The sequence below is a fragment of the Vagococcus lutrae genome (genome assembly GCF_003987555.1).
Taxonomy (GTDB): Bacteria; Bacillota; Bacilli; order Lactobacillales; family Vagococcaceae; genus Vagococcus_A; species Vagococcus_A lutrae.
In genome coordinates this window covers 1-18,135 of the sequence record NZ_NGJW01000006.1, presented here as the reverse complement: position 1 = coordinate 18,135, position 18,135 = coordinate 1, and the positions used below count along the sequence as shown (strand labels likewise).

17 protein-coding genes and 2 riboswitches are annotated in these 18,135 nt (G+C 38.6%); of the genes, 5 read left to right on the top strand and 12 right to left on the bottom strand.

From position 1 onward, the window contains the following. Positions 1 to 13: 13 nt before the first annotated feature. The 12 genes from CBF33_RS05355 to CBF33_RS05300 form a co-directional block, all read right to left on the bottom strand. Positions 14 to 832, bottom strand: coding sequence for a ZIP family metal transporter (locus CBF33_RS05355; protein WP_126762278.1), 819 nt, complete (start codon positions 830 to 832; stop codon positions 14 to 16). 120 nt (positions 833 to 952) lie between these two features. Continuing rightward, a complete protein-coding gene (gene thiT / locus CBF33_RS05350; RefSeq protein ID WP_023607022.1) occupies positions 953 to 1,537 on the bottom strand; it encodes an energy-coupled thiamine transporter ThiT in 585 nt (194 codons plus the stop codon). Between the two features lie 67 nt (positions 1,538 to 1,604). Beyond that, positions 1,605 to 1,710, bottom strand: a riboswitch (TPP riboswitch). Between the two features lie 87 nt (positions 1,711 to 1,797). Then, a complete protein-coding gene (locus CBF33_RS05345) occupies positions 1,798 to 2,112 on the bottom strand; it encodes a DMT family transporter (RefSeq protein ID WP_126762276.1) in 315 nt (104 codons plus the stop codon). Between the two features lies 1 nt (position 2,113). Beyond that, positions 2,114 to 2,443: a DMT family transporter gene (locus CBF33_RS05340; RefSeq protein ID WP_126762274.1), complete on the bottom strand. Its 330-nt coding sequence runs from the start codon at positions 2,441 to 2,443 to the stop codon at positions 2,114 to 2,116. A gap of 52 nt (positions 2,444 to 2,495) precedes the next feature. Further along, positions 2,496 to 2,586, bottom strand: a riboswitch (guanidine-I (ykkC/yxkD leader). Between the two features lie 50 nt (positions 2,587 to 2,636). Next, positions 2,637 to 3,158 carry an NADPH-dependent FMN reductase gene (locus CBF33_RS05335; RefSeq protein WP_126762272.1) on the bottom strand — a complete coding sequence of 174 codons (522 nt, stop codon included), beginning with the start codon at positions 3,156 to 3,158 and terminating at the stop codon, positions 2,637 to 2,639. Positions 3,159 to 3,239: 81 nt separating this feature from the next. Next, positions 3,240 to 4,103, bottom strand: a complete 864-nt coding sequence (locus CBF33_RS05330; RefSeq protein ID WP_126762270.1) for an ROK family protein — start codon at positions 4,101 to 4,103, stop codon at positions 3,240 to 3,242. A 17-nt stretch (positions 4,104 to 4,120) separates the two neighbouring features. Next, positions 4,121 to 5,083: a mannose-6-phosphate isomerase, class I gene (manA, locus tag CBF33_RS05325; RefSeq protein ID WP_126762268.1), complete on the bottom strand. Its 963-nt coding sequence runs from the start codon at positions 5,081 to 5,083 to the stop codon at positions 4,121 to 4,123. Between the two features lie 15 nt (positions 5,084 to 5,098). Further along, positions 5,099 to 5,965, bottom strand: a complete 867-nt coding sequence (locus CBF33_RS05320) for an ROK family protein (protein WP_126762266.1) — start codon at positions 5,963 to 5,965, stop codon at positions 5,099 to 5,101. A gap of 151 nt (positions 5,966 to 6,116) precedes the next feature. After that, on the bottom strand, positions 6,117 to 7,751 hold the full coding sequence (locus tag CBF33_RS05315; protein WP_126762264.1) for an extracellular solute-binding protein: 1,635 nt from the start codon (positions 7,749 to 7,751) through the stop codon (positions 6,117 to 6,119). 31 nt (positions 7,752 to 7,782) lie between these two features. After that, positions 7,783 to 8,703, bottom strand: coding sequence for a carbohydrate ABC transporter permease (locus CBF33_RS05310; protein WP_126762262.1), 921 nt, complete (start codon positions 8,701 to 8,703; stop codon positions 7,783 to 7,785). A 12-nt stretch (positions 8,704 to 8,715) separates the two neighbouring features. Further along, complete coding sequence (locus CBF33_RS05305; protein ID WP_023607013.1) at positions 8,716 to 9,669, bottom strand: ABC transporter permease; 954 nt, start codon at positions 9,667 to 9,669, stop codon at positions 8,716 to 8,718. A 132-nt stretch (positions 9,670 to 9,801) separates the two neighbouring features. After that, a complete protein-coding gene (locus CBF33_RS05300; RefSeq protein ID WP_126762260.1) occupies positions 9,802 to 11,151 on the bottom strand; it encodes an alpha-L-fucosidase in 1,350 nt (449 codons plus the stop codon). Positions 11,152 to 11,307: 156 nt separating this feature from the next. Between CBF33_RS05300 and CBF33_RS05295 the strand changes: the two genes are divergently transcribed. From CBF33_RS05295 to CBF33_RS05275, 5 genes are read left to right on the top strand one after another with little or no spacing between them, the layout of a single operon-like run. Continuing rightward, positions 11,308 to 13,206 (top strand): beta-N-acetylhexosaminidase, encoded by a 1,899-nt coding sequence (locus CBF33_RS05295; protein ID WP_126762258.1) that lies wholly within the window; start codon positions 11,308 to 11,310, stop codon positions 13,204 to 13,206. A 26-nt stretch (positions 13,207 to 13,232) separates the two neighbouring features. Next, a complete protein-coding gene (locus CBF33_RS05290) occupies positions 13,233 to 13,703 on the top strand; it encodes a hypothetical protein (RefSeq protein ID WP_126762256.1) in 471 nt (156 codons plus the stop codon). 12 nt (positions 13,704 to 13,715) lie between these two features. After that, positions 13,716 to 14,342 (top strand): YesL family protein, encoded by a 627-nt coding sequence (locus tag CBF33_RS05285; protein ID WP_126762254.1) that lies wholly within the window; start codon positions 13,716 to 13,718, stop codon positions 14,340 to 14,342. Then, positions 14,342 to 16,606, top strand: coding sequence for a helix-turn-helix domain-containing protein (locus CBF33_RS05280; RefSeq protein ID WP_126762252.1), 2,265 nt, complete (start codon positions 14,342 to 14,344; stop codon positions 16,604 to 16,606). The genes CBF33_RS05285 and CBF33_RS05280 overlap by 1 nt, the downstream gene beginning before the upstream one ends. Before the next feature lies 1 nt (position 16,607). Continuing rightward, positions 16,608 to 17,987, top strand: a complete 1,380-nt coding sequence (locus CBF33_RS05275; protein WP_126762250.1) for a glycoside hydrolase family 1 protein — start codon at positions 16,608 to 16,610, stop codon at positions 17,985 to 17,987. Positions 17,988 to 18,135 lie beyond the last annotated feature (148 nt).

Genomic DNA, 18,135 nt, shown 5'->3' with positions numbered 1-18,135 from the left:
GTTAAGCTTTTTCTTATCCCAACGCTACATCTAAAATCATCATAATGAGAAACCCAACCATTACCCCTAGCACACCATAGTGCGTACCGCTTTCTGTTGTTTGTTGCGCTTCCGGTATCAGCTCTTCTACTACGACATAAATCATCGCTCCCGCAGCAAAAGCTAGGGCGTAAGGAAGTAGAAAGGTAACTTTAGCTACAAGTAACGCCCCTAATACGCCAGCGATAGGCTCGACGACTCCAGACGCCTGTCCATATAGAAACGATTTCCACCGACTTAAACCCTCTTGCCTTAAGGGAATCGAAACAGCGGCTCCTTCAGGGAAATTTTGAATACCAATTCCTATCGCCACCGCAGCCGCAGCCAAAACAGCTTTTTCCGGTTGATCAGCATGTGCCGCGGCCCCGAATGCCACCCCTACTGCTAAACCTTCTGGAATATTGTGCAACGTAATCGAAAAGACGAGTAATATCGTTCGTTTTAAATGATTGGGCATACCTTCTTTTTCTTGGTTAGGACCAAAATGCATATGAGGAATAATACGGTCTGCTAGATATAAAAATAAACCACCTGCTGAAAAGCCTATTCCTGCCACCAACCATGGAATATCACCATTTTCCGTCGCCTGTGCGATAGCCGGGTCTAATAGCGACCAAAAACTAGCAGCAATCATCACCCCTGATGCAAACCCTAACATTAAATTCAATACATTTTTCTTAATATCTTTGAAGAAAAAAACAAGACCCGCGCCTAATGCGGTCATACCATAGGTAAAAAGTGTTCCTACCAACGCCTGTTGCCAAGCCGCTAATCCAACCATCCAAGATAACATCCTTGCCACTTCCTTTATCATTCTATAACACTATTTTACCAGTTTTATTTGTAGGTAGTTAAAAAAACACTTCTTTTTCTAACAGAAATTTTCTGCTGAAAAAGAAGTGTTTAAATACGATTATTCAGAAACGCTTGATGTCACTAGACGCTCAGCTGTAAAGACTTGTGGATACACTTGATATATTAGCACTACGCCAATCGCTGTGACCACGGCTGTTAGCAAGCCACTAATTCCATTCGCTACTAATGAGAAAGCGACCGGACCTAATCCCCACAGCGCGTATTTACCCCAGAATATGAATCCTGCAACAAAGTGCCAGAAGAAACGAGCTAACGTCCCAATAAAGACCGCTCCCACCATTAATGATAACGTCCCTTTTTGACCGTTATGCATATTCTTTTGAATACGCGATGTAAAAATACCGGCAAATCCTGCAAAAGTAAAAGCAATAACATATTCAATAATGACCTGCGAAACTGATAAGAACCAAACATCTCCTGTTACAAAATGTAACAAGCCCCACACTAACCCGGAAAATAAACCGGCTGCTAAACCTCTGCGTATCGCATAGATTGATAATGGAATCATCCCTAACGAAATGGTAAAGCTCGTTCCAATCGTTGTGGGAATCATCGACAAGACGATGGCTAAAGCCGCCACAATCGCGCCTTCAATCCACACACGTAATTTTACTGATGTCATAAAAAAACTCCTCCTTTAATATTGTATAGAAACTTCCATACAACAAAGGAGGAGTAATAATTGGCTATTATTACTCCATCACAATCCCTACGCAAGTATTAACAAGTTCAGGTTCGAAGGGTCTAAGCCTGTGCTTATTCTCAGCCTTAAAAAAGGCTCCCCTTTGTGATGGTAAGTTCTATTTAGTTTTCTGACATCCCTATCATCTCATGCTCTTTTCACATAGTCAACTTTTTAAAACCTTTTCTAATCTTGTTATCTTACGAGGTTAGTTTGAGGCCAATCGCACTCACTAATATTAAGCTAATACAAATAAGACGTTTCCAATCATATGGCTCTTTAAACAAAACAATCCCCAGAATCGCCCCGCCTGAAGCGCCGATACCCGTCCAAACCGCGTACGCTGTCCCCATAGCGAGATGTTGCATACTATACGCTAATAAAATAAAGCTCAATGAAAAACTGCCAACAAGTGCTAACAAACGTATAAACGAACGCTTTTGATGAAAATAGTGAATCATTAAGACGCCAACCATTTCAAATAAACCGGCTACCATTAAACTCATCCAAACCATTTTAATCTATTCCTTTCTCTGTTGGAGTCACCAGTTTCAAACCTACAACTCCAATTAGTAACATCACAATAAACATAATGCGGACAAATGAAAGTGGCTGTTTGAAAAGTAACGCTTCTAATAACACCGTCCCTGTAGTACCAATCCCGACAAACACAGCGTACACCGTTCCGACTGGCAAATGATTGCCCGCCTCAATCATCCAATAAAAACTTAGAAAAATAGCGACTAGCGTCACTCCCCATTCAATAGGACTACTTGCATGCTTTAATCCAATAACCCATACTACTTCAAATAAACCGGCTATCACAACTTGTACCCAATACCTCATACCATTACTCCTTTCCAATCAAAAAAGCCTGAGACATACTGTATCTTACAGTATCTCCCAGGCTTTTATCCTTCCGTGACGTCTTGCGACGCGTTTTCTCTCGGACCAGACCATGTACATGCGGAACCCTAGAAAACATTTTGATTTAATTCATTATAGTATAAATAAAATTAACACATTTAGCAAGTCAAAACTAGCGAATCGTTTTAAACGCTTCTGACCATAATAATAATTCATCTAACATATCATTAATCCCCGGTAAATGGTGGTCTCCCGGACGGAATTGACTAAAGTTTTCAAAGTCAGTAAACAATGAGAAAGCAGGATTCGTTCTTACTACTGCCACGTATTGCTCACCCATCACTTGACGAAGATGCTCAGCAGCACGTACACCACCTGCCGAACCATAGCTCACAATACCTGCCGCTTTGTTAAACCATTCTTCACGAGTATGATCAATCGCATTTTTTAAGGCAGCTGACATGGAATGATTATATTCTTGTGCAACAAAAATATAGCCGTCTAATTCAGCAATCTTATCATTCCAACGTTTGTCGCCTTCTCCAGTGCCTAAAAAAGGTAAATCATAGTCTAAAATATCAATGATTTCAAACTCATGCTCTGAACGTTGATCTGCGACTTCTTTAACAAATGCAGCAACTCCTGGACTAACACGTCCTTCTCTTGTACTTCCCATAATGATACCAAATTTCATATTATTTCCTCCTAATTTCATCTTGTAATGTATCTCAACTATAACAACTTGTAATTAGTAAGTAAAAATATATGCTCACATCTATTTTGCTTCCATTGCTAAAAGTAAGCAACCGGTAATACCACTATTATCCCCTAAGCCTGTTGGCACGATATAATCGTCCAAATCAGGGGTCACGACATAATCGGCCATTTGTTTTTTAAACGACTCGCGGATAAGAGGAAACAGATGTGCTTGTTTCATCACGCCACCACCTAGAATAATCCGTTCAGGTGACAATACTAGTGTATAAGCCATTAGACCTTGTGCGATGTAATAGGCTTGTGTTTCCCAAACGGCGTCATCTTTCTCTATTTCTGCTCCTGGTTTTCCAGCTCTCTCGCCAAGAGCCGGCCCCGCTACCAGTCCTTCCAAACAGTCACTGTGATAAGGACATTTTCCTTGGTATGTATCATTTTCTAAACGTTTTAACTGAATATGTCCCATCTCAGGATGACTAAATCCTTCTAATACCTGACCATTTACGACGGCACCACCGCCAACTCCCGTCCCAATTGTTAAATAAATACAACTGTTCGTTCCTTGCGCTGCTCCTCGATGTAATTCTCCATATGCTGCCGCATTGACGTCAGTCGTCCAAGCAATCGGCACATGATAACGATTTTTTAATGCCCCAACAAAATCAAACCCTTCCCAACCAGGTTTGGGTGTCGCCATAATATGACCGTATGTTTTAGAAGTCGGATTGACATCTATCGGTCCAAATGATCCGACACCTATGCTGTGTAACGCATATTGATCAAAAAAATCAAATACGGCTTGAATGGTTGTTTCTGGATTTTCCGTTGGGATACTCACACGTTCTTTAATTTCCAACGCTTCATCACTCACTGCACAAACAAATTTTGTTCCCCCAGCTTCAATTGCACCATACCATTTTGTCATGATTTTCTCCCTCACTTTTAGCTATTTTTCGGTCCAGGTGTTGCAACAATTAGCGTCATATTTCCTTCAAATGTCCATTCTGTTAAAGTCGCAGGAATAATAAAATGAACGCCTTTTGTTAATTCCCACTCTCCTTCTTCCGTTTTAATTACTCCTTCGCCTTCTAATACACTGACTAAGGTATATGTCTTTTCATGAGAAAGCGTTAAAACGCCATCAACGTCCCAATGTGCCACATTAAAGTAATCGCTGCGAATTAAAGGTGTTAAAACAGATGACTCTTGTTGAACAGCTTCATATACAGGTTGTTCAACATGATGCGGAATAGTCGTGACATCGATTGATTCTTGAATATGTAACTCACGCAACTGTCCTGCTGCATCAGGTCGATCGTAATCGTACAAACGGTAAGTCGTATCACTACTTTGTTGTGTTTCAAGCACCATTACCCCAGCACCTATCGCATGGACAGTACCGCTTGGAACATAGAAGAAATCACCCGCTTTGACTGGTACTTCTACTAATAATTCCGACCACTTACCGTCTTCAATCGCTTGCGCAAAAGCTTCACGCGTTTTAGCTGTATGACCGAAAATAATTTTAGCACCAGGATCAGCAGAGATTACGTACCAACATTCTGTCTTCCCTAATTCTCCTGCATGTGATTTCCCGTATGCATCATCTGGATGAACTTGAACAGATAAATCTTCTTTTGCATCAATGATTTTAGTTAATAAGGGAAACTCTGTCACGGATGGATGCGCAAATAATGCAGGTTCCTTTTCAAAAAGCTCTTGTAAACTTATACCTGCATATATTTCTGGTGAACTGACATAACCCATGCCATTTTTATGCGCACTGATGGCCCAACATTCTCCTGTCGTTTCACTTGGAATATCATAACCGTATATATCTCGTAACTTTGTCCCACCCCAAATTTTTTCTTGTAAGACTGGTTTAATAAATAATGGTTGTTTCATTCTCTTATCCTTTCTTTATCGCCCTTGATTTTCAAAATTTAAAGCGGCACCAATCAGATTGGCATCATTTAAGTAATCACAACGCACCACTTTTGGCATCACACTTTCCACTCGTTCTTCTTGTAAACGACGGAAAAGCTTAGTCCTTAATTGTTCTGCGATATCGTGTCGCTGTGAAATACCGCCACCAATAACAATCGTATCTGGATCAAATGCCACTTGAATATTATAAAGTCCTTCGCTAATATTTTCGTACAACTCGTCCACTGCCAAAACAGCGCGTTCACTACCGCTATCTGCTTCTTCAAAAATAGCTAGACCAGTATAATCCGTACCATACTGTTCATTAAAATGACGTGACATCGCCACTGCCGTCCCTGACGAACTAAAAATCCCACCATTTAATAAACGCATTAAGCCAAACTCTCCACCAAATAAATGAGCCCCTTTATATAACTTGCGATGTATGAAAATCGACCCACCAACACCTGTTCCTAAAATGATAAACACGATATGCTCGCCTTGACGACCAGCTCCAATTTCCACCTCACAAATCCCTGCGCAGTTAGCATCATTCTCAATCGTAAGTGGGAGTTCAAGTAGCGTTTCAAGCTCATCAAAAATAGGACGGTTATGAATATACGGAACCGCACTAATCCCCTCAATTTGACGTGTTTTAGTGTTGACCGCTCCAGGCATACTCATTCCAACACCTGTAATAGTGTATTCTTGACTAGCGCGCTCTTTTATTTCTAATAAATTCTGTTTAAATGTTTCATAATCTTTAGGAGTAGGGATAGCGTCAAATGTCGTCAACTTCCCTTCTGACCAAACACCATTTTTAATGGCTGACCCTCCAACATCTATCGTTAAAATTGCCATTCTGTCACCTCAATCTTCTATTATTAACTCTTACTCTTCTATTATACCTGTTTCAAAAATTGAGAACAATTTTTCTCATTAAAATGAAAGAAAAAACCAAGCGAACTTTCGCTTGGTTTTTCGCCAATAGCACTTGAACGTTATAGATAGATTAAGCGTCTGACCAACGATCGTATGCTTGTTGGTAAACTTTCACGTAATCTTTAACTCCCATTGATTCAATCGTTTTAATGAAATTATCCCAGTTGTCGAGAGATTCAACCCCTGTAATAAATTTCGCTTCCATTTGCTCAACATAAGTTGTTAAGTCTGTTGCCATATCACCAATTTGATCTTGCTCTTCTTTTGTTAAGTAAACAATTGGGAACGGAACTTTAGCGTATGGTTCAATCTTATCTTGCGTTTCCTTCTTGATAAATTCTTCAAATGGGAATGTATCTGGATCATTAGGGTCACGTTTAATACCAGGAATAGATACTTGTTTCGCTGGAACTGGGATACCGTAATCCACTGTAATCTTACCACGTTCGTCCTCAGTCTTATCTAAATCAATACCCTTTGCATAAACACGAACTTTTTCACCTTTATCGTTTTCAGCGTATTCCCACAATGCGCCTTCAGGACCTTGGTTCAAGAATGTTAAGCCTTCTTCTGTGTAGAAGTAATCTACCCAGCGTAATGCTGCTTCTGGACTTTTCGCATTGTTCGTTACTGCGAATACCCCTGTTGTTAAACGTGGGCTTCCTGGAACTACTGGATCTTTAGAGTACTCACTTGTTAATGGACCAAACATTGGGTCAGTTAAACTTTCCTCTTCATTTTTACCTGTTGTAAAGTAAGAGAACCAGTCTGGGAATAAACCAAGTTGATTGTTGTTTCCTTTTGCTTTCTTTTGCTCATCCGCTTGTGAATAGACTTCTGGGTCTAGTAATTTTTCTTTGTAAAGTTTATTCATGAACGTTAAGTAAGCTTTATAGTTTTCTGTTGTTGGGTTAAATTGTACTTTCCCATCAATCTCTTCGATACCTTGTGTTGTTAAACCAAAAGCAGATAATAACCAGTCACGACTACTGTTCATCTCAACGTCAGTCAATGGAATCTCATCTTTTTTACCGTTACCATTTGGATCTTCATCGCGGAAACGAACGAGTAAGTCGTAAAACTCATCCACAGATTTTGGTAATTCTTTCACGTCTAATGCTTTCAACCAATCTCCGTTATACCATAGTGGACCACGTGGCCAAATAGACGTATCCCCCATACCGATAGTTGGTAAGCTATAAATATGTCCATCTACTGATGTAATAGATTTCTTAATTTCTGGATTTTCTTCTAATACTTTATTTAAGTTTGGTGCGTATTCAGGGATTAAGTCTTCTAAAGGTACTAAGATTCCTTGTCCACCATAATCCACTTCCATCGCACGCGTTAAGTTAGTTGAGCCTGCTCCAAAAATAATATCTGGTAAATCACCACTAGCAAATGCTAAGTTTAACTTTGTAGAGAAGTCACTTAATGGCGGTGTTGTATATTTAAAATCAATATTTGTCATCTTAGCATATTCTTTTAGCATTGGCATATCTGACCACTCTGCTAAACCTGTTCCTGGCGCAATCATCCCCATACTTAACTTATCTTTGGTAATTGGGAATCCTTCTTTATTGACTTCAATCGAAGCGTCAGCTTTGCTTTTCGCTTTGCCCCCTTCACTTCCACCATTGCCACAGGCAACTAATGCTAATGAACAAACAAGTAAACCACTAACTAAAGCTTTTTTCTTATACATTTTTTTCTCCCCTTTACTATTTTTATGTTGACTACCCTTTCAATGAGCCAATCATCACACCTTTAACGAAATAACGTTGAAGGAATGGATAAACGACAATCACTGGCAGTGTAGAGACAATCATGACACCATATTTAATAACTTGAACCAATTGTTGCTTACTGTAAAGCATTTCCGCTGTACTCGCCGAAACATTTGTTGCGGTTGAGTTAGACGATAAATCTTGTAAAACGAGAATTTCTCTTAATACCATTTGTAACGGATACATACTCTTGTTAGAAATATAGATTAACGCGTTAAAGTAACTATTCCAGTGCCCAATCCCATAGAACAATCCCATAACAGCGATAATTGGCATAGATAAAGGTAAAATGATTTTAATAAACATTTTAAAATCCGAACAACCATCGACAATCGCGGCTTCTTCCATCTCTCTTGGAATACTTGACTGGAAGAACGTACGTGTCACGACAATATTATAAACCGAGGCTGCGTTTGGAATGACTAACGCCCAAATCGTATCAATCATACCTAAGTTTTTAATTAGTAAATAACTTGGAATTAAGCCACCGCTGATAAACATCGTGAGTAACATAAAGTTCATAAATAGTTTTTTCCCATAAAAGTCCACTCGCGATAACGCATAGGCTGCTGGTAACGTCACTGCTAAGTTAATCGTTGTTCCTAAAGCAGTGTAAAAAATCGTATTACGATAACCGCGCCAAATATTTTCATTTTGAAAAATCGTCTTATACCCTTCAAACGTAAACCCTTTTGGCAATAGCCACATCTCTCCAGAGTTAACAAACTGCGGCTCACTAATTGAAGCACTGACGATGTAAATCAATGGATATAAAACAATGACCAATGCGAGCGCTAAGAAAAGGTACACGAATCCCACAAAGATTTTATCAGCTTTTGTATCTTTAATTTTTATTGCATTTGCTGCCATGTGTATCCCCTCCTACCATAAACTAACTTCGCTGACTTTACGTGACACTTTGTTCACGACAATCAGTAAGGTTGCATTAATTAATGATTCAAACAAACCAACGGCTGCGGCATAACTATATTGCGCATCTAACAAACCTTGTTTATAAACGAATGTTGCAATCACGTTAGATGACTCTAAGTTTAACGCATTTTGTAATAGCAAGATTTTTTCATATCCTGTTGCCATTAACGAGCCAAAGTTCATAATTAACAAGATTACCATCGTTGGTAAAATTGTTGGAATATTAATATACCAAACACGTTGTAAACGCGTTGCTCCATCTACGGTTGCTGCCTCATGTAACTGTGTATCAACACCTGAAAGTGCTGCTAAATAAATGACTGAAGCCCAACCCGTTCCTTGCCAAACGCCTGATAAGACGTATAACGTTTTAAACCATTTTGGATCCGTCATAAACGCAATTCGTTCCATTCCTAACGCTTCTAACAAGTGATTGATAATCCCGGTTGAAGGAGATAGAAAAGAAATCAACATCCCACTAATAACGACTACCGAAATAAAGTGTGGCGCATACGTTACAGTTTGAGTAAACTTTTTGAAAAAACCGTCTTTCGCTTCGTTTAATGCTAAAGCTAAGATAATAGGTAATGGAAACCCTACCACTAAACTGTATAAGCTAATACCCAATGTGTTTTTCAATAAGTCCCAAAAATAATACGAATTAAAAAATCGTTGGAAATGTTTGAAACCTACCCAAGGGCTTCCCCATATTCCTAATGATGGCATATAATCTTTAAAGGCAATGACCACCCCATACATCGGCCCATAAGCAAAGATTAAGAAGAATAAAAATGCAGGAAGGACAAAAAGATAAAGTTGTTTACTATTTTTAACTTTTTTCCAACTAATTTTTTTCTTCTTCGGCGATTCATTGGTGATTTTTTTTGTTGCTACTTCTGCCATGTGTTCCTCCTCCTTATCCCTTTTCGTGTTTTATCGTTGTCGATAACACGAAACGATAGAACGCTTTCATTTTCACTCTAATCATAAAGTGCAGCGCTATCATTTGACAATATGTTAATTTTATTCAATGTGTTAGTTTTGTTTTACAAGCTTGAAACCCCAATAACCATGCGTTTTTATAAGACAATCAGGTAAGGTGACTACTAGTTGATTTCCTTCCGTATGAAGTAATAACTCCGAGTGATTAGCCATGTCTACACAGGCAGAAAAAGCAAAATCATGGATACCTAGCTCACTTAAATAGAGTCGATTTTCTGTTGAACCTTCATTAACTTTCGTAAAACAATAATACGCATCTGCTGTTTGTGTCACATACCACCCAGAATCTATCACACGATTTTTTAAAGCCCGCGTGCCATAAATGCCTTCGCTATACACCGACATAAATTCACCCAAGTCCATTAAAATTTGTGTCTCTTCTTCGGTAATAGTGCCATCAGGTTTAGGCCCTACGCCTAAGATAACGTTACCGCCTTTACTCACGACTTCTAAAACCGTTCCAATGATTTCTTCACTGGATTTAAATGTGTCGTTTGGCACATAGCCCCAATCGTTTCCTAAGGGAATATTACTTTCCCATGGTTTATTTGGAATGTCACTTTCATCAGGAATCTTACGTTCAGGGGTAACATAGTTTTCATGACGCCCCCCCATCATCCGATCCACCATGATTAGCTCTGGATTTTTTTCTCGAGCAATTTCAGCTAGTCGGTCCATATCTAAGTCTTCTTTTCCTTGACCACACCACCCAGCATCTAACCATAATAAATCAATCGAACCATAGTGATGTGTCAACTCGTGAATTTGACGATGAACAAATGTCACATATTTTTGCCAACGCTCTGGATGGGCTAAAGGATTGTAGCTAGCCGTTCGCCCCTTCTTTTCTCCGTCGTCCGTCCAGTAGTAACTCGAATACCAATCTGCTTTAGAATAGTATGCTCCCACACCTAGATTGGCTGCTCGGAAAGCCTCGACAAACTCTCCCACTAAATCACGTTTACAAGGACTTAACTTCCCACCGACCTTAAATCCTGTTTCTTCCGTATTAAATAAATTAAAACCATCATGATGCTTCGTCGTTAAAATCCCGTATCGAATACCTGCTTTTTGACATAATGAAGCCCACATGTGTGGTTGATAATGGACAGGATTAAATGTTTCGATCAAATTCCAGTAATCGCGTTGCAATACCTCTACCGACTCTCGCCAACTTCGTCCTTCTCGCGCCCATTCATCTTCTTCTGATAACTGCCATGACTCCACAATGCCCGCTTCTGAATAAAGGCCCCAATGAAAAATCACACCGATTTTCATATCTTGAAACCATTCCAAACGTGCTTTTAACATTTCTGTTTCTGGGTAATTAGTCGTGTCTTCTTCGTGCGTTCTCGTCACAATGTCTCCTCTTATTTGATCCATTTTCTCACTCCTCGCCTTGGTTAATGAATGGAATTAACTTTACTTTAACGAGATTAGAGAGCGCTCGCAATATGTATCTTTTTTCCGCTATGTATCTTCGCCAAGCGATTGCAACCGCTTTATTTGAACCGTATAATACACATTGAGGTGATAATAATGAAGAAATTAAATTTGATAACTGTTGACACATCGCTCCAAACCATCTTGAATCACTGGCAACATAATCATTCCGCTTTTTCCATAGACACAGAAGGGTTTCCCGTTGACATTACTGTTAATGCCAGACTGGATGAAACCATAAACGTTAGTAAAGATATACACTCTGGTACCATCAGCATCGCAGAACCGCGTTACTTATCTCGCGCGCTATTTCTGTGGCTAACGCTAGCTGATAAGCAACCCACTTTTTCTTACTCTGAAAAAGCTGCGTTTAAAGAAGTGGGGACGATGATTGATTGTTCTCGTAACGCTGTTCCAACTCTCGACACTTTAAAGTCATGGGTACGCTTTTTATCAGCCTTAGGTTATACGCAACTCATGCTTTATACGGAAGATACATATGAAGTCCCAGAACTTCCATATTTTGGTCATTTTCGCGGACGATATACAGCGGAAGAAATCAAAGAGCTTGACCAATATGCTTCCTTATTTGGTATCGAGCTCATTCCATGTATTCAGACACTAGCGCATCTTGAAAATGCACTCAAATGGTTCCCTATGTCAGAACTACGAGATACAGAAGATATCTTACTTGTTAATTACGATGCGACGTATCAGTTTATTGAACAATTAGTCGCAACCATTGCAGAAAACTTTACCACTCGTCGTATCCATATCGGTATGGATGAAGCGCAACGTCTAGGATTAGGACGCTACTTAGAAGAAAATGGTTATCACAATCGTTTTGATATTATGAATCAACATCTCACTAAAGTCATGGAAATTTTAAATCACTATCATTTAAAACCGATGATGTGGAGTGATATGTTTTTCCGACTAGGATCTAAAACGGGTGATTACTATGATTTAGATAGCCATATTCCTGCAGAAGTGAAAGACAAAATACCTGACATTGAAATGGTTTATTGGGATTATTACCATACTCAACAATCAGAATATGAAACGTTAATTAAGAGTCATCAATCGTTAGAACGTCCTCTTATTTTCGCGGGTGCAACGTGGACATTTAATGGGATGGTGCCTAATTATAGTAAAACGTGGCGCACGACCCAAGCTGCTCTTTCCGCTTGTAAAAAACAAAATGTCAAAGAAGTTTTCTGTACTCTGTGGCTTGATGACGGTGCTGAAACCTTATTAGAAACTGCTTATCCGGGACTTAGCTATTTTGCTTCTCAAAGCTATCCGTCTGAAACAGGCATAGACGTGACAGCTGAATTTTTTGAAACACTTTTTAAAGCACATTTAAATGATTTTCTATCCTTAAATGATTTCGACTGCACACCGGGTGTGGATAAAGAGAATATTACCGCTAGTCATCCAGCCAAATTTAGCTTATGGCAAGACCCATTACTAGGCTTGTATGATGGCAATACTGCGAAGCTCTCATTAAAAGACCATTATGAGCAGTTGACAATAAAATTGCTAAACGTTTACAATAAAGAGAATCCGTTATTTAACCATAGTTGGCAATTTTATCAACAACTAGCACGTGTTTTAACTATTAAAGCCGATATTGGAAAAGAAATTCGCTCGGCTTATTTGAAAAAAGATAAAAAACAAATGGCTGACTTGGTGATTCAGATAGATTTACTAACCAAAGAAGTGGATACCTTACGTACTTATCACCGTGATGCTTGGTTCCATGCGAATAAACCGTTTGGTTGGGAAGTGCTCGATATTCGCTATGGGGGATTAATAGCGCGCCTTCATTCGACTTTATGGCGTCTCGCGCAATGGATGCAGCATGACGTAGCAATCGAGGAACTAGACGCTGAGCGCTTAATTAATCTGCCACAGTCTAGTCTTGATAAAGGGAATCTTGGCCGTCAGCTTTATCAACACATTGTTAGCCCTAGCAAATTATCAAACGTTTAATATCGGTAAGATAAAGGAGTGTATATATGAAAAAACTCGTATGGGCAATTCCCTTTCTCATCTTGTTGGGTCTACCAACGATTTGGCAAAAGTTACAAAGTCAAACCATTAGCTATCATGACTATCAAATCACAGGGAAGATAACAGATGAAGAAAGTATTAAAGACGCAGTCGACGTCGTACTTATTAACAACGATGCGGCTAATTCCGAAAACATTGAGGCGTATCTCGATACACTCTCACCAGAAAGTCGCAAGGCTACCAAAAAAGAATTAACGACTTTTTTTAAAACTTACGATGTTACTCACGATATTCTTTCGATAAAGGTTTTAGAACAATCTAATCAAAAAATCGTTTTAGAAGTAACAAAAGAATCTCATAATCACAATCAAGCAACCTTCACTGATCATCGTGCTGAAAATGTTATTACCTTACAAAAACAGGCAGGAAACTGGCAAATCGTGGAAACATTTTTAAACAATACTCAAAAATTATAAAGGAGGGATACGATGAAAGGTCTTGTTAAAACAAGCTACACTGTGGGTGAGTTTCTCTTAACTCTTATCAAGCTACAATTTTACTGGATTGTATTTACATTAAAAGGCGGTATCATTCTAGGCATTTTCCCAGCTACTGCTCTGGTTATAGACTATTATTTGCAATCCTTTAATCATACCCCTTTCACACTTTCCTATCAGTCGCTCAATCAGAAATGGCGTGCTTATTTAAAAGAGACAAACATACTAGGCTATCTCATGACTGGCGTTTTAGCCGTACTCTATCTTGATTTACGAATTTCTCAACATTTTATAGGCAGTACTTTTTTACACTTTTTCTTAATTTTCTTGCTATGTTTAGCTTTTGGTACCTTTTTATATGTGTTACCAAGCTATTTGCGATATGAAATGCCGACATTACAACATATTAAACAAGCATTCTTCCTGCTTATTGCAAATATCTTAGATGTTGTTGCCATGCTGCTAGGTGTCATGATTGTTACAGGTGTTTTCGTCTTATTACCGATTTTATCTATTGTAGGCTTTATGCCGCTACTTGCTTTACCAGTTGCTTGGTTTAGTCTAATCAGTATGAAAAAAATCGAAACACAACAAACCCCTTCTTCAGGTGATGTTTAATGTTAGATTTTCTAAAAAATTATAAAGAGAAAGTACTAAAAAAGTACTTTCTCACCTACTTATTAATTTTTCTCATCCCGTTTATTATCCTAACTATTTCGCTCTATCAATTTTCTGCAGGAAGTTATAAAAAACAAATTGAAGAAGCGAACCTCAATAACCTAGCACAGTTAACGACTTACTTGGATAATGAATTTAAAGGATATCAGAATACGGCAAACAGCATCCGAGTCAATCAAAAACTTAGCTCATTTTACTTGAATCATCCTTACTATAGCTTGGATGCCAAATTAGAGCTGAATAAATATAGTGTCAATAATATGTTTGTTAAAGAACTATTCATCTATTATCCACAAAAAGAACAATTTTACTCGCAACACGGAAATTATGACTTAAACACATTATTACGCTATAAGTACGACATGATTGACTTCAATGAAAAACAGTTTTATGACAATCTCACCACCCATTCTTTACAAATTACTTCAGATAGTTTTAAAGAAAACAATCAAGAAGCGTTATTAGAAATCTTTATTCCTATTTCAAATAAAGACGCCTTGCACAGTGCGACCGTTGTATTTTTTATTGATGCAGGGAAGATGAAACAGTTTTTAAAAGAGATGAACCACGACTTTTCTGGTGAAATCTTTTTGTTTTCTAACAATGGAAACCTCGTCGCTAGTACTAGCAATGACTTCAGCCAAAAAGATATTGCGAAACTATTTAATGCGCAAGGAAACGAAAATACAATTAACAGAGAAACCTATGTTCTCGCACGTTCAACGCTTGCTAATGACAGTCTCAGCTTAATGACGATTGTAAATAAAAGTGAGCTTTACACACCTTTCTTAAAAGTCCAGGCCATTTTCTTCTTGACTATGTTAGTGTTGTTTGTGATTGGTATTTTGTTAAGTCTCTTTATGAGTTACAACCAGTACAAACCCATTCAACATCTCAACACACTTTTCGATGAAATTGCCAAAAAAGAAGAGGAACAACCAACGGCTTCCCAGCAAGATGTGTTAGCAGCACTTAATCAGCAAACATCACATTTAATTGAAACAAACTATGCGTACAATCAACAACTTCAAGAACAACATGTTCAATTGAAATCCCAGTTGTTAACTCAACTTTTAGAAGGTAAGCTAGATAATCAAACAATCCAGACTTTTATCGAGCGTGGTTTACTTTCACAAATGGCTGGTCACTTCTGTGTTGGATTGATTGGTGTTCGTGCGAATGACACATCATTTAATGTAAAATTTAAATCTATTTTAATGGCGACGTTCCCTTTAGAAAATGAAGATGTCTATATTGAAGCCGTAGAATTACCTTTTAAAAAAGAATACATTGCTATCATTATTCAATTTTCTCAAAAGATGAAGAATACACAGCGTATTGAAAAATTAGCATTAAATATTACACATCAAATCGATGAACTCGTGAAACACCGCAACACGTATTATTTTGGTTCAATCTACGACGACTGGGCGAAGATTAATCAATCTTATATTGAAGCCATTTCTTGTCGCGACTATTACGCATATCGCTTAGAAAATCGTAACATCTATGCGTATCAACAACTTCCTAATAAAGAGGAACAGGATGTCTTGTATCAACTCGATACCGGTATGATTGTCCAACTCGAAAATGCCCTAGCAGACGGAAATGAAGAAATTAGCCGACAAGCTATTGAAACACTTCTGACTGCATCAAATACCCAAACGCTACCACCTTATTTATTAAAATCATTATGCTTTGAAATTTTAAATACCATGATTAAGACTGCAAACAAGATGAACGTCACTCTGGAACCAGAATGGATTAAAAATGTTGTCAATGCCAGTACCCTTTTCACCATCATGACAGAGTTACAACAACTCGCGCATTTTATTTGTGAAAAGGTAAAGGCAAACGCGACGGTAGAAGAAAGTCAAATGAAGCATGACATCTTCGCCTACATTCATGAACACTTCCGCTCTCATGATTTCTCATTAGAGGAGTTAGCTCTTGAGTTTGATTTTTCAGTATCCTATCTCAGCAAATTAATCAAAGAAGAGACAGGTGAAACATTCTCAAAACACGTTCAACAACTAAGATTAGACTACATTCAACAACAGCTGATTGAAACGGATGATACCATCAAAGTAATCATTCATGATGCGGGATACTACGATGTTTCAAACTTTACACGTAAATTCCGTCAGCTCGTTGGTGTAACACCTGGACAATACCGACTATTAAATCAGAAGAAGGAGAATTAACATGACAAAATCATTTCCAAAAGGCTTTTTATGGGGAGCAGCAGCATCTGCCCCACAAACAGAAGGTGGCGCTAATTTAGGAGGTAAAAGTCAATCTACTTGGGACGTCTGGTTTGAAAAAGAACCCGAGCGATTTTTTAATCAAGTAGGCCCTAGCAACACGTCTGATGTTTATCATCGCTATGCAGAAGACGCCGGTCATATGAAAGCGATGAATTTAAACTCTTATCGAACTTCTATTGCTTGGACACGCCTGTTACCAGACGGCAAAACACTCAATCCAGAAGCGGTTGCATACTATCGTGACTATTTCCAAACATTGCGTGATAACGGCGTGGAACCTGTGATTAACTTATTCCACTTTGATATGCCATGGTGGATGATGGAAAAAGGCGGTTGGGAAAATCGTGAGATTGTCGACCACTTTGCTTATTATGCCGATCAAGCATTTCAAGCATTTGGTGACCTTGTAAAAAAATGGGCGACATTTAACGAGCCAATGGTTCATATCGAATGTGGTTACCTAGGAGACGCTCACTGGCCAATGGTCAATGACATGAAACGTGCGGTACAAGTTGGCTACCATACATTACTAGCACACTTTGCAGCCGTTAAAGCGTTTCGTGAAGGTAACTATGACGGAGAAATTGGTACTATTTTAAATCTATCACCCGTCTACCCTAAAGATGACGCACCTGAAAATATTGAAGCAAAAGAAATCGGCGAAGCTATTTATATTAAAAGCTTGTTAGACCCTATTGTCTTAGGACATTTCAACCCTCGTCTAACAGCTATCTTGAAAGAAAACGACCTAATGCCTAATAAAGAAGCACATGACGATGACTATCTAAACTATCGTATTGACTTCTTAGGCGTCAACTATTATCAGCCCGTTCGCGTCCAACATCAACCAGAAGGAAAACGCCCTATTGAAAGTCGTGGCGATTTAGTACGCGGTTATAACTGGCCTGATAAAAAGATGAACCCACATCGTGGCTGGGAAATCTACGAAAAAGGGATTTATGATATCGGTATGACGATTAAAAATGATTATGGCAATATTCCCTGGTTTATCTCTGAAAATGGAATGGGTGTTGAAGGAGAAGAGAAATTCGCAGATGCAGACGGTATCATACAAGATGACTACCGTATTGAATTTATCGAAGGACATTTATCTTGGCTACACCAAGCCATTGAAGAAGGTTCTAACTGTTTTGGCTACCATTTATGGACCTTTGTCGATTGTTGGTCTTGGCTTAATGCGTATAAAAACCGTTACGGATTTTATCGCATCGACCTCGAACAAGATGGTAAACGAATTCCAAAACAAAGTAGTTTTTGGATGGCCGATGTGATTAAAAATAACGCCTTACCAAAATAAAAAAAACGTGAAGCAAGGAACGGAACTGACCCACTTACGTGGGACACAATAAAAAAGCACTTCTTGTTGAATTCAAGTAAAATGAATTTAACAGGAGGTGCTTTTTAGCATGGGAACAAGAGTATCGTATCCATTAGAAGTAAAGCAA